Source organism: Lentzea sp. CA-135723 (genome assembly GCF_050936595.1).
In the GTDB taxonomy this organism is placed as follows: Bacteria; Actinomycetota; Actinomycetes; order Mycobacteriales; family Pseudonocardiaceae; genus Lentzea.
The window spans coordinates 5,702,164-5,714,423 of sequence record NZ_JBNJMK010000001.1; the positions used below are offsets into that span (position 1 = coordinate 5,702,164).

At 69.2% G+C, this 12,260-nt stretch carries 15 protein-coding genes; 8 read left to right on the top strand and 7 right to left on the bottom strand.

Features of this window, described 5'->3' with window-relative positions:
• Positions 1-43: 43 nt before the first annotated feature.
• The 4 genes from ACQEU1_RS26175 to ACQEU1_RS26190 are packed head-to-tail and all read left to right on the top strand — an operon-like array spanning position 44 to position 3,838.
• Positions 44-907: a hypothetical protein gene (locus ACQEU1_RS26175; RefSeq protein WP_433206881.1), complete on the top strand. Its 864-nt coding sequence runs from the start codon at positions 44-46 to the stop codon at positions 905-907.
• The gene (locus tag ACQEU1_RS26180) at positions 904-2,067 is read left to right on the top strand and encodes a fumarylacetoacetate hydrolase family protein (protein ID WP_433206883.1); all 1,164 of its coding nucleotides are present in this window, start codon (positions 904-906) and stop codon (positions 2,065-2,067) included. The genes ACQEU1_RS26175 and ACQEU1_RS26180 overlap by 4 nt, the downstream gene beginning before the upstream one ends.
• Positions 2,067-2,699, top strand: a complete 633-nt coding sequence (locus ACQEU1_RS26185) for an IclR family transcriptional regulator (RefSeq protein WP_433206886.1) — start codon at positions 2,067-2,069, stop codon at positions 2,697-2,699. The genes ACQEU1_RS26180 and ACQEU1_RS26185 overlap by 1 nt, the downstream gene beginning before the upstream one ends.
• Positions 2,696-3,838 (top strand): VWA domain-containing protein, encoded by a 1,143-nt coding sequence (locus ACQEU1_RS26190; protein WP_433206889.1) that lies wholly within the window; start codon positions 2,696-2,698, stop codon positions 3,836-3,838. Before ACQEU1_RS26185 ends, ACQEU1_RS26190 begins: the two co-directional genes overlap by 4 nt.
• Here the strand turns inward: ACQEU1_RS26190 and ACQEU1_RS26195 are convergent.
• Positions 3,835-4,287 (bottom strand): hypothetical protein, encoded by a 453-nt coding sequence (locus ACQEU1_RS26195; protein ID WP_433206892.1) that lies wholly within the window; start codon positions 4,285-4,287, stop codon positions 3,835-3,837. The genes ACQEU1_RS26190 and ACQEU1_RS26195 overlap by 4 nt on opposite strands.
• Positions 4,284-4,748 carry a hypothetical protein gene (locus ACQEU1_RS26200; RefSeq protein WP_433206895.1) on the bottom strand — a complete coding sequence of 155 codons (465 nt, stop codon included), beginning with the start codon at positions 4,746-4,748 and terminating at the stop codon, positions 4,284-4,286. Before ACQEU1_RS26200 ends, ACQEU1_RS26195 begins: the two co-directional genes overlap by 4 nt.
• Positions 4,749-4,826: 78 nt before the next feature.
• Between ACQEU1_RS26200 and ACQEU1_RS26205 the strand changes: the two genes are divergently transcribed.
• From ACQEU1_RS26205 to ACQEU1_RS26220, 4 genes are all read left to right on the top strand, one after another.
• On the top strand, positions 4,827-5,591 hold the full coding sequence (locus ACQEU1_RS26205; protein ID WP_433206898.1) for a DUF2470 domain-containing protein: 765 nt from the start codon (positions 4,827-4,829) through the stop codon (positions 5,589-5,591).
• Between the two features lie 73 nt (positions 5,592-5,664).
• Positions 5,665-6,363, top strand: a complete 699-nt coding sequence (locus ACQEU1_RS26210) for a CPBP family intramembrane glutamic endopeptidase (protein WP_433211772.1) — start codon at positions 5,665-5,667, stop codon at positions 6,361-6,363.
• A 147-nt stretch (positions 6,364-6,510) separates the two neighbouring features.
• Positions 6,511-7,698 carry an arginine deiminase gene (locus ACQEU1_RS26215; protein WP_433211775.1) on the top strand — a complete coding sequence of 396 codons (1,188 nt, stop codon included), beginning with the start codon at positions 6,511-6,513 and terminating at the stop codon, positions 7,696-7,698.
• A gap of 99 nt (positions 7,699-7,797) precedes the next feature.
• Positions 7,798-8,358: a ferritin gene (locus tag ACQEU1_RS26220; protein WP_433206901.1), complete on the top strand. Its 561-nt coding sequence runs from the start codon at positions 7,798-7,800 to the stop codon at positions 8,356-8,358.
• Between the two features lie 71 nt (positions 8,359-8,429).
• Here ACQEU1_RS26220 and ACQEU1_RS26225 read toward each other — a convergent pair whose 3' ends face one another.
• From ACQEU1_RS26225 to ACQEU1_RS26245, 5 genes are all read right to left on the bottom strand, one after another.
• Positions 8,430-9,560 carry an RNA polymerase sigma factor gene (locus ACQEU1_RS26225; protein WP_433206904.1) on the bottom strand — a complete coding sequence of 377 codons (1,131 nt, stop codon included), beginning with the start codon at positions 9,558-9,560 and terminating at the stop codon, positions 8,430-8,432.
• A 3-nt stretch (positions 9,561-9,563) separates the two neighbouring features.
• Positions 9,564-9,971: a YciI family protein gene (locus ACQEU1_RS26230; protein WP_433206907.1), complete on the bottom strand. Its 408-nt coding sequence runs from the start codon at positions 9,969-9,971 to the stop codon at positions 9,564-9,566.
• Positions 9,972-10,075: 104 nt separating this feature from the next.
• Positions 10,076-10,654: a hypothetical protein gene (locus ACQEU1_RS26235; RefSeq protein ID WP_433206910.1), complete on the bottom strand. Its 579-nt coding sequence runs from the start codon at positions 10,652-10,654 to the stop codon at positions 10,076-10,078.
• A 27-nt stretch (positions 10,655-10,681) separates the two neighbouring features.
• On the bottom strand, positions 10,682-11,275 hold the full coding sequence (locus ACQEU1_RS26240; RefSeq protein WP_433206913.1) for a hypothetical protein: 594 nt from the start codon (positions 11,273-11,275) through the stop codon (positions 10,682-10,684).
• A gap of 179 nt (positions 11,276-11,454) precedes the next feature.
• On the bottom strand, positions 11,455-12,258 hold the full coding sequence (locus tag ACQEU1_RS26245; protein WP_433206916.1) for a hypothetical protein: 804 nt from the start codon (positions 12,256-12,258) through the stop codon (positions 11,455-11,457).
• Positions 12,259-12,260 lie beyond the last annotated feature (2 nt).

Here is a 12,260-nt window from a genome sequence, read left to right on the forward strand (position 1 = left end):
GACATCTTTGTTCACTTACCGATACCCAGCTAGCGTGTCAGCCGTGTCAAGCGCTGTCGAACTCCGTGCGCCCGGTCCGCGCGGTACTCCGCCCCTGCTCGCGAGGCTTGTGGACGATGCCGCGTTGTTCCCTCCGGGGAACGCGTCGATGCCCGACGCGGTGCGCGGTCACCTCGACGGACGCGTCGGCGAGTGGTCCGGCGTCATGGGTCTCTTCCTCTGTCCCGCCTCCCGTCTGGCCGAGCTGATCACCGAGCTGATCAAGGTGAAGCCGGCCAAACCGATCGCACTGAGCCTCGTGATCGACACCGGCCTCGGCGGCGTGCCGAAGGCCGTGTCCATCGTCGAGAGCCGCAGTGAGCTCCTCGCCCTGCGCATGGTCGAGATGCCCGCACCGTCCGATGTGGACGAGGTGTGGCTCGAGCGCGTGTCCGAGTTCGTGCCCGAGGACGTCATCCGCGTCGTCGAACCCCGCCGCGGCGGTGCCGAGTGGCTCGACGGCGTCCGCCGGGTCATCGAGCACGGCAGCTGGCCCAAGCTGCGCTGCGGTGGTCTCTCCCAGGAGAACTTCCCGAGCGTCGAGGAGGTCGCGGACTTCCTCTCCGTCGTCAGCGGTGGCGGCGTCGCGTTCAAGGCGACGGCGGGCCTGCACAAGGCCGTCCGCTACACCGACGAGCAGGGCTTCACGCACCACGGTTTCCTGAACCTCCTCGTGGCCACCGCCCGCAGCCTCAGCGGCCGCGACGTCCGCGAGGCGCTCGCGAGCACCGACGCCGAGGCTCTCACCGCCGAGGCGAAGGCGCTGAGCGACCAGGCCGCGCACGCCGTCCGCGGTGTGTTCGCGAGCTACGGCTCGTGCTCGCTCGCCGAACCTGTCGCCGACCTCGAGGGGCTTGGACTGCTGTGAGCTGGATCAGCGACCCGAACTTCACCGAGGACCAGCCGTTCGGACCGCAGACCCTCCCCTACGGCGTCGTCGACGGCGGTGTGGCGGTCCGCGTCGGCGACCGGGCGTTGCTCCTGGGGAGCCTCGCGCTGGGCAAGTGCAGCGAGTACGTCCAGGGCGACTCGCTGGACCCGCTGCTGGCCGCCGGACGGCCGCTGTGGAGCGTGCTGCGGGCGAAGCTGCGCGAGATCGTCACGTCGAGTTCCGCTCCCAAGGGCGCGGAACTCGTCGGCATCGAGACGGCGAAGCTGCCGTTCACGGTCGGCGACTACGTGGACTTCTACTCGAGCAGGCACCACGCGGAGAACGTCGGGAAGATGTTCCGCCCCGACGGCGACGCGCTCACGCCGAACTGGACGCACCTCCCGATCGGCTACCACGGCCGCGCGGGCACGGTGTACGTCTCCGGCACCGAGATCGTCCGCCCGAACGGCCAGAAGCGCGGCAGCGAGGGCCCGAAGTTCGGCCCGTCCGAGCGTCTCGACATCGAGGCGGAGGTCGGGTTCGTCTGCGGTGGCCCGAAGGCGGCCAACGTGTCCACGAGCCGGGCCGCCGAGCACGTCTTCGGCGTCACGCTGGTCAACGACTGGTCCGCGCGCGACATCCAGGCGTGGGAGTACCAGCCGCTCGGCCCGTTCCTCGCCAAGTCGTTCGCGACGTCCATCGGCGCGTGGATCACGCCGCTGGAGGCGTTCTCGGTTGCACGCGTGCCCACGCCGCCGCTGCCGAACAAGCTGCACGACTACCTGACGTGCGACCAGCCCTGGGGCCTCGACATCACGATCACGGTGGAGCTCAACGACACGATCGTCGCGCGACCCCCGTTCCGGGAAATGTCGTGGTCGTTTGTGCAACAGCTGGCGCACATGACGGTGAACGGCGCTACGGTGCGCCCAGGTGATCTGTTCGCCTCCGGCACGGTCTCCGGACCGGAGAAGGACGAGCGCGGCTCGTTCCTCGAACTCAGCTGGGGCGGCAAGGAACCGTTCAAGCTCGACGACGGCTCCACGAGGTCCTTCCTGGAGGACGGCGACACGGTCAAGCTGACCGCGACCGCCCCCGGTGAAGGCGGTTCCGTGGTCGGTCTCGCCGAGGTGGTGGGAACAGTTCGGAGTGCGTGATGGTCGGAGCGACGAAGGAGAGCTCGCTGACCCTGGAACGGGGTCTGGCGCTGCTCCAGGCGGTCGCTGAGGCGGAGTCCGAGGCACCGTCGATCTCGGAGCTCGCCACGGCCATCGGCGCGTCCAGGGCCGCGGTCTACCGGCTGCTCGTGCCGTTGCAGTCGCGCGGTCTCGTGCGCCGCGAGGGCTCGAAGGTGCGGCTCGGCCTCGGCGTGCTGCGGCTCGCCTCCAACGTCCTCCCCCAGCTGCGGATGGCGGCGAACCCGGCGCTGCGCGAGCTCGCCGAGAAGGTCGGCGCCACCGCGCACCTGACGGTCGCGGACGGCAGCGAGGCGCAGGCCGTCGCCGTCGTCGAACCGTCGTGGACGGCTTTCCACGTGGCGTACCGGGTCGGCTCGCGCCACCCGGTGCAGCGCGGGGCCGCCGGCAAGGCCATCTCGCAGCCGTCCGAGCTGTGGGTCGTGTCGGCCGGTGAGCTGCAGCCGAACGCGTACGGCGTCGCGGCACCAGTGCGTGGCGTCCCCGGTCTCAGGGCGTCCGTTGGTGTCGTGGCGCTGGAGAAGCTCGACGCGGACGTTGTCGGCCCTCACGTCGTGCGTGCGGCCGAAGAAGTGGCAGCATCACTCAAATGACGGACGAACGGCTGCGGCGCTGGCGTTTGCTGCTGGGGCCGAGCGCCGAGGACGTGTCCGAACTCGGTGAGGACGACCAACGGCGTGATGGCGCGCTAACGGGCCTGTACGGCGGCGGTGGCGACCGCGGCGCGGGACTCGGCGCGAGCTCGCCGCAGTTGCACAGGTGGCTGGGTGACGTCCGCAAGTACTTCCCCACGTCCGTCGTCCAGGTCATGCAGCGCGACGCCGTCGAGAAGCTCGGCCTGAAGCAGTTGCTGCTCGAACCCGAGCTGCTGCAGTCGGTCGAGCCGGACGTGAACCTCGTCAGCACGTTGCTGCAGCTGAGCCGCGCGATCCCCGCCCGCACCCGCGACACCGCGAAAGCCGTGGTGCAAAAGGTGGTCGAGGACATCGAACGGCGGTTGAAGGACCGGCTGGTCGAGGCCGTCCGCGGTGCCGTCGACCGCTCGAAGCGCACGCACCGGCCGCAGCTGCCGGACGTCGACTGGGCGACGACGATCCGCGCGAACCTCAAGAACTACCAGCCGCAGCACAAGACGGTGATCGTCGAGGACCTGATCGGCCACCGCAGGCGCAGCCGGACGGCGGCGATGCGGGACGTGGTCCTGCTGGTCGACCAGTCGGGTTCGATGGCGGAGTCGTTGGTGCACGCGGCGGTGCTGGGTTCCGCGCTGGCGAGCATCCGGTCGATCTCGACGCGGCTCGTCGCGTTCGACACCGAGGTCGCCGACCTGACCGACCAGCTGAGCGATCCCGTCGACCTGCTGTTCAGCGCCCAGCTCGGCGGCGGCACGGACATCAACCGCGCGGTCGCCTACGCGCAGACGCAGGTCCGCAGGCCCACCGACACGGTCGTCGTGATCATCAGCGACCTCTACGAGGGCGGGTCGGAGACCGAGCTGCAACGGCGCGTCCGCGAGCTGGTCGCGAGCGGTGTCACGGTCGTGAACCTGCTGGCGCTCAGCGACTCCGGCACCCCGTCGTACGACCACGAGCTGGCCGCGAAGCTGCACGCGCTGGGCGCGCCCGCGTTCGCCTGCACGCCGGACAAGTTCCCCGAACTGCTGGCGGCCGCGCTGCGCAAGGACGACCTCACGCAATGGGCAGAGGCCGAAGGCATCGCCACGGGCCGTTAGCGTTCCACGACCCGACCACGCGTCAAGAACGCCAGGCCACGCGTCATCACGGCCACGCGCCCGCGTTCGTCAGGGCCGGCGATCCACACGCGTCCGGTGTGCCGCACCAGAACCCGCGCCCGTTCGGGGAGTTCCGGCAGCCGCAGGTTCTTCTCCGACCCGTCGACCTTCAGGTACGCCGACCGCCCGATCCGCCGGCCCGCCACGAAGCTCACCGACACCGGGCGCCACGGGAACTGCTCGATCAACGCGAGCGTGCCGCGGCGGGTGAGGAAGTGCCTGATCCCCGGCGCCGCGAACTCCAGCACCACGGGCACGGACAGCACGGTGAGCCAGAGCCAGCCGATGAAGAGCACCACGCCGAACACGGCGAGCGCGAAGAAGATGTGACCGACGGCGCGACGATCCGCCCGCGCCAGACAGGTGTCGCTCCACGTCTCGAGGATCATCTGCGGACACGCGCCGGGATCAGCTGCGGCACCCCGCGGAACGTGACGACGGTGTTCCCCGACGCGTCCGGCGGTACGAACCACACGCGCCGATGACGCGCGATCCGTCCACGCAACAGAGGCCCTACGCGCAGGGTCAGCAAAAGCGGTGGTGAGCTCAACACGACCAGACGCCCTCCTTCCCACTGCACATGGGCGAAATGCCACGGTTCGCCTTCCGGTAAACGCACCGGACGGCGGCGTGTCACCACCCACAGCACGGCCGCGGCGAAGAAGAGCAGCACCAGGGCCACCGGCGACGACCACGACCACACCAGTACCAGCAGGAACTGGAGTCCGAAGGCCGCACCCGCGACCACAGTCCACACCAGGGCACGACGGCTCGCCCGGTCGACGCAGTGCCGGGTCCACCGATCGTCGAGCGCCGTCACCTCGGTGGACGGCTTGTTGGGCACGACCACCTGACCAAGGTACAGGTGATGCTTCCCTTGATGAGCGAAGCTAAGTTAGGCTTGCCTAACCTTCGAGGAGGTGGAGCGGTGACCGACACCCAGACCAAGCGCCCGCCGGCGCCGCACGCCGCAGAGCGCGCCCGCACGATCGCGGAGCGCCACGGGGCCGCCGCGCTGCTTCCTCAGTCCGGGTCGCGCACCAGCCCGCTGTTCCACCACGTGCACCCGTGCGGCACCACGATCCTGTTGCTGCCGGACGAACATCCGCTGGTCGGGCAGCTGTGGCAGACGCCGCGGACGGAGCTGACGGCGATGCTCGAGATCGCCGACCAGGCGCCCGTGCCGTTGCGCGAGCCCGTGCGCGGGTTGTTGTGGCTGACCGGGTGGGTGGCCGCGCTGGACGGCAAAGAGGCGCGCGACGAGATCCTCGCGGTGGCCGACGTGCGGCCCGACCACCGGCTGCTGGACGCCGGGCACGGGGCTTCCGTGCTGAGGCTCACACCGGCGTCGATGGTGATCGCGGACGCGGAGGGGACGTCGTCGATCCGGCCAGAGCAGTTCGCAAGTGCGCAGCCGGATCCGTTCTGCCGCAACGAGGACCACTGGTTGCGACACCTGGAGGCGGCGCACCGGGACGTCGTCGGGCAGCTCGCGCGGCACCTGCCGGAGGAGCTGCAGGCGGGGCACGTGCGGCCGCTCGGGCTCGACCGGTTCGGGTTGCGGCTGCGGGTCGAGGCCGAGTGCGACGACCACGACGTGCGGATCGCGTTCTCGAAGCCGGTCAGCACGCCGCAGGAACTCGCCGCCGAGCTGCGGCGGTTGATGGGCTGCCCGTTCCTCTCCCAGAGGTAGCCTCGCGCGGGTGACCTTGATCCCCGCCGACGAGAAGCGCGGTTACCAGCTCGAACTGCTGATCGTCTTCAGCATGACGCTCGGGTTGTCCGGGCTGCGCAGCCTGGTGCGGCTGATCGACAGCCTGCTGCAGCCGACGCCGCTCAACCAGCAGTCCGTCGCGATCAACGTCCCGCAGGCGCGTGCCGACCTGCTGGACCTGGTCGCGCAGCTGCTCGGGGTGCTGCAGCTGGCCGCGTGGGGCGGCATCGGGCTGTACCTGTTGTGGCGCACGGGGATCAAGCTCAAGGTCATCGGGCTGGACGGAACGCGCAAGCTCGCCGACTCGCTCGGCGCGCTGGGGCTCGCGGCGATCATCGGCATCCCCGGGCTGGGGCTGTACTTCGCCGCGTGGGCGCTCGGGCTCAACCTCGCCGTCCAGCCGTCCACTTTGGACAACCAGTGGTGGATGAGCGTCGCGTTGATCCTCGCCGCCGCCGGCAACGCGTGGGCGGAGGAGGTGCTCGTCGTCGGGTACCTGATCACGCGGCTGAACCAGCTCGGGTGGCGGCAGTACACGGCGCTGTTCGCGGCCGCCGTGCTGCGCGGGTCGTACCACCTCTACCAGGGCTTCGGCGGGTTCGTCGGCAACGTCGTGATGGGCCTGGTGTTCGGGTACTACTGGCAGCGGACGAAGCGGTTGTGGCCGTTGGTGATCGCTCACACGATCCTCGACGTCGTGGCGTTCGTCGGCTACACAATACTTCGCGGCAAAGTCAGCTGGTTGCCCTAACGATTCGACGGTCCAGAGCGGCATTCCACACGATTCGTTGCCAATCTGAGCCCGTGAGCGGCGATTTGTGCTGTTCAGGGTTACGCTCGACCGGTGACTGCGCACACGATCGCTGAGACGGAAGCACTCCCGGACGCCGCGCCCCGCGTGGACAGCGAGGTCGGCCCGTTGCGCACGGTGCTGCTGCACCGGCCGGGCAACGAGCTCAAGAGGCTCACGCCCCGCAACAACGACCAGCTGCTGTTCGACGGCGTGCCGTGGGTCGGACGGGCCCAGGAGGAGCACGACGCGTTCGCCGCGACGCTGACCTCGAAGGGCGTCGAGGTCCTGCTGCTCGCGGACGTGCTGGTGCAGGCGCTGGACGACAACCGCGCGCGCATCGCCGGCATCCACAGCGCCGTCAACGAGCGCCGCCTCGGCATCGACCTGGCCGACGCGCTGCGCAGCCACCTCACCTCGTTGCCGGCGCCGCAGCTCGCGCAGGTGCTGATGACCGGCATGACGTTCGAGGAGCTGCCGGCCGCCGAGGGCGCGTCGCTGGTGCGCAAGATGCACCTGCCGATCGACTTCGCCGTCGACCCGCTGCCGAACCTGCTCTTCACCCGCGACTCGTCGGTGTGGGTCGGCGACCGCGTGGCCATCACCTCCCTCGCCCTGCCCGCCCGCGACCGCGAGACGACGCTGACGGACCTGATCTACGCCTACCACCCGCGGTTCCGCCGCACGGGTCGCGCGTACGGCGCGCACTCGGCGCCGCTGGAGGGCGGCGACGTGCTGCTGCTCGCCCCCGGCGTGATCGCGATCGGCGTCGGCGAGCGCACCACCCCGGCGGGCGCCGAGTCGTTCGCGCGCTCTGCGCTGGCGGACGGCCTCGCGCACACCGTGCTGGCGGTGCCGATCGCCCAGGAACGCGCCACCATGCACCTCGACACCGTCTGCACGATGGTCGACCGCGACGCCGTGGTGATGTACCCGGCGATCAGCGACTCCCTCACCGCCTACCCGCTGCGTTCCGACGGCAACGGCGGCGTGCGCGTGGACGGCCCCGTGCCGTTCCTGGAGGCGGCGGCTGAGGCGATGGGCATCGAACGGCTGCGTGTGATCGACACGGGCCTGGACGTCGTCACGGCCGAACGCGAGCAGTGGGACGACGGCAACAACACCCTCGCCGTGGCACCCGGTCTCGTCGTGGCATACGAACGCAACGTGGAGACCAACGCGCGCCTGGAGGATCAAGGCGTCGAGGTGCTGCGGATCGCCGGTTCGGAACTGGGCTCCGGCCGCGGCGGACCCCGCTGCATGTCGTGCCCGATCGACCGCGCGCCATTGGTGTGATCGTTAGGAACGCCTAACCTTTGTTTGGATCACCTTTCCAAACAAAGGTTAGCTTTTCCTGGAATGCGCGGTTCTCCATTTTGGGTTAACGTACTCCTCATGGCCTCGAACGTGAAGAAGATCCTGACGAAGAAGTCGAAGTTCCACGAGCTCCTGCAGGCTCAGGTCGGCAACGAGTTCGCCGCTTCGCAGCAGTACATCGCTCTCGCCGTGTGGTTCGACAACGAGGACCTCCCCCGCCTCGCGTCGCACTTCTACAAGCAGGCTCTCGAAGAGCGCAACCACGCGATGATGATCGTGCGGTTCCTGATGGACAACGACATCGCGATCACCATCCCGGGCGTCGGGACGCCGATCAACGAGTTCAAGGCGCCGCGTGACCTCGTCGCGCTGGCCCTCGCCCAGGAGCAGCAGGTCACCGACCAGATCGTCGCGCTCGCCAGCGCCGCCCGCGAGGAGGGCGACTACATCGGCGAGCAGTTCCTGCAGTGGTTCCTGAAGGAGCAGGTCGAGGAGGTCTCCTCGATGAAGACGCTGCTCACCATCATGGACCGCGCCGACGGCAACATGTTCTACGTGGAGACGTTCCTGACCCGCGAGCACGTGGGTGACGAAGGCGCCGACTCGGGTGCCCCCAGTGCTGCCGGCGGAGCACTCTGACGTAATCCTTCCGCACGATTGAGTGCCTGATCACAAAGGCCCGCCTAACCCTTTCGGGTGGCGGGCCTTTTTCAGTTGTTGAGCCGGGCGGCCTGGCGGGTGAGGTAATCCCGTTCGGCCGCGTTCGACGCTTTCCCGGCGGCCTCGACGTAAAGGCGCGCGGCCGTTCGGAGGTCGCCGTCCCGCTCGTGGAGGTAGGCGGCCACGGCCGAGTAGCGGGGCAATGACTCGTCCAGTTCCGCCAACGCTTTCAGGCCGGCGCGCGGCCCGTCCGCCTCGCCCACGGCCACCGCGCGGTTGAGCCGCACGACCGGGCTGTTGGTCAGCGCGAGCAGTTCGTCGTACCACTCGACGATCTGCACCCAGTCGGTCTCCTCGGCCACGGGCGCGTCCGCGTGCAGTGCCGCGATCGCCGCCTGCGCCTGGAACTCGCCCAGCCGGTCCCGCGCCAGGGCCGCCTGGAGGATCTCGACGCCCTCCGCGATGAGCCGCGTGTCCCACCTGCCGCGGTCCTGCTCGGCGAGCGGCACGAGGTTGCCGTCCTGCGTCCGCGACGCGCGGCGGGCGTGGTGCAGGAGCATGAGCGCGAGCAGCCCGGCGACCTCGGGGTGGTCGATCGCGGCGGCGAGCCTGCGGGTGAGCCGGATGGCCTCCGCGGCCAGGTCGACGTCGCCGGAGTAGCCCTCGTTGAAGACGAGGTAGAGCACGCGCAGCACGGTCGCGACGTCGCCTGGCTGGTCGAACCGCACGTCGCCGACGGTCTTCTTGGCCCGGCTGATGCGCTGGGCCATGGTGGCCTCCGGCACCAGGTACGCCTGCGCGATCTGCCTGGTGGTCAGCCCGCCGACGGCCCGCAACGTCAGCGCGACGGCCGACGACGCCGTGAGCGACGGGTGCGCGCACAGGAAGTAGAGCTGGAGCGTGTCGTCGGTGTCGGGGGACGGGCCCTGCTCAGGTTCCGCGGTGACGACGTCCTCACGCCGGCGCCGCGCGGTGTCCGCCCTCGTCGCGTCGAGGAACTTGCGCCACGCCGCCGTGACGAGCCAGCCCTTCGGATCCCGCGGCGGGTCGTCCGGCCACGCCTTCACCGCCTCCACCAGCGCGTCCTGCAGGGCGTCCTCGGCCGCCGCGAAGTCTGCTCCGCGGCGGACGAGGATGCCGAGCACGGCCGGCGTGAGGCTCCTGAGCAGTGCCTCGTCCACCCGTCACTCCGTGATCGTCGGGGCGTTGCCGTAGAGCGGCCGGATCTCCAGCCACTCGTGGATCGGCTTGCCGTCCTTGCCCGGCGCCGCCGACAGCTCCCCGGCCAGTTCGAGCGCCCGCTCGTAGGTGTCGGTGTCGAGGATCATCCAGCCGGCGATGAGGTCCTTCGTCTCCGCGAACGGTCCGTCGGTGACCGGCGGACGGCCCTCGCCGTCGTACCGGACCCAGGCGCCGGTCTGCTCGAGCGCCTGGCCGTCGACGTACTCGCCGGTCTCCTTGAGCTTGTCCGCGAAGTCGTTCATGTACTTGATGTGCGCGGAGATCTCGTCCTGCGACCACTGGTCCATCGGGACGTCGTTGATCGGGTCAGGAGCGCCGCGGTAGTGCTTGAGCAGCAGGTACTTGGCCATCTCGGGTGTCTCCCTCGGTGCTGTTGCGACCCATCCTGGTCACTTGCACCCCTGGGACGGAGCCGAAACGCGGATCTCGACACCGTCCCCCAAGATTTTTTCGACTAGTCGTGGCAGTCCTGGTCCTTGAGGTCGACCTCTGCCGTGATGACGGTCCCCTGCGCCACCCTGAAGAGGAACACCGCGTTCGGGTTGCCGTCCGCCTCCGCCCGGTAGGTGTAGTTCGGCGCGCCGGACTCGAGGTTCGTGTACTCCTCCTTGAGCTTCGTCTCCCTCGCACCGCGGCCCGCGCCATCCGCCGTCATGTCCGCGGTGAACATGATCGAGACGACGCCGCGCGTCGGGGACACCGACACCTGCTGGTCGGTGCCCATGATCTCGTGGATCGTGCAGCCCGCGAGGGAACTGCCGGAGGGGCTGATGAGCTTGGTGTCCAGCGCCTGCTGGAGGGTCATGCCGAGCTTCAGCGCGCCGTAGCCGAAAGAACCGATCACGGGCTTGGCCGGCGGTGGCGGCGCGGCGGGGTTCGTGACGGTCTCGGTGACGACCTCGGTCTTGACGACGGCCGACGGCGCCGTGGCGGAGGTCGACGTGGCCGGCGCGTCGTCCGGAGACGGCGTGGACGTGCACGCGGCCAGGCCCAGAGCGGCGAGAACGGTGACTGCGACGATCGAGCGGTTCATTTCTTTTCCCCCAGTGGTTGGCTTGTTCTACAGAGAAGACATCGAGCAGTCGACCTGGTGGGACTTCAGCTTGATCTCGACGATCTTTTCGTTGTCACCGAATCCGTAGGTCGTGAACTGGTAGCTGGCGGTGTCGTTCAGCTGCACCCCGAGACCCATGCGGAATTCCTCGGCGTTCGGGTACATCCGCTTCACGTCCGCGATGGTCGAGCCCACCCCGATTCCCTTCGACGTCTTGGCGTCGACGGGCAACGTGATCCGCTCGATTCCGTACTTCTTCGAAATGGCGACGTTCTGCGCGGTGGTGCAGCCCGGGTCGTGAGACGACGACCAGTCGATGTCCGTCAGGCCTGCGGCGACCGCCTCCTGCTCCGTCATGCCGAGCTTGAGCGCGCCGTAGCCGATGCGGTTGTCGACCACCACCTGCGTGAACGCGTCGGGCTCCCGCTGCTCGGTGACCGTGGTGGTCACGACGCTGGTCACGACGGAGGGCGGCGGCGCGATCGTGGCGGACGGCAGGGTCGTCGCCGGCGCGGCGTCCGGCACCGGGTTGGACGTGCAGGCGGTAATTCCGGCCACGGCGATTCCGGCGACAATTGCGATCTTGATTGCGTTCTTCATTTCAGTTCCCCCAGGCTTGTTTTCGAGACACCCATAAGACGTCGGCAGCACCTGGTGGTTGCAGACTTGTTCGTCACGAAAGAGTCACGGGAGACTGCGGGTTTTCTGCCCGGAAAAAGGGGATGCCGAGGCCCCGCTGCACCCCCAAGAGCAGCGGGACCTCGGCAAGTTGTGGTTGGTCAGACGCTGGCGCAGTCGTTGGCGTCGAGACGCATGAAAACCTGCGTCACCACGGTTCCGTCGTTTTCGAAGACGTACGACCAGGGAGGCGTCGCCGCCATTTTCACGGTCGTCCTGGCGTCGGCTTGGACGGCGTTGGCGTAGGCGGTCTTCACGTCCGCCACCTTCGACCCCTTGCCGACGTTCTTGGGCGTCTTGGCGAAGTCCGGCAGCTGGATCCGCACGATGCCCCGGTCCGGCGAGATGACCACCGCGTCGTCGTTCGCGTTCGACTTGGTCGCGTAGGTCTTGCACCGGCCGTCCGCGGCGGTGCCCGCCTGGAGCAGCGATCCGGTCGCCAACGCGTCGGCCTCGGTCATCCCCAGCGAGAGCGATCCGTAGCGGCCGGGCTGTGCTTCCGGGGTGGCCGGCGCCGACGTGGTGACGTTCGACTTCGGGGTGGTCCTGCTCCCGGGGACGTCAGGGTTGGTGGAGCCGTTGCTGTTCGGAGGCGCTCCGACCGTCACGGTCGCCGTCGAGATGACCGTGCTGACGGACATCGGCGGCGGGGTCGTGCTGGCGGTCGTGGAGGACGTGGTCAGCAGGGCGCCGACCGTGTCCTCCTGCTGCATCGAGTTCAGCTGGAGCACGCCTGCGACCGCGCCGACCACGGCCACCACGGCGAACGTGCCGGTGACGGCGGTGCGGCGACGCCTGCGGCGGTTGGCCCCCGCCACCACCGACTCTGTCGCGACCGGCGTGGAGTGGACGTCCAGCCGATCGTCGCTGAAGAGCTTCCTCAGCTCGTCGTCGAGGTCGTCCACTG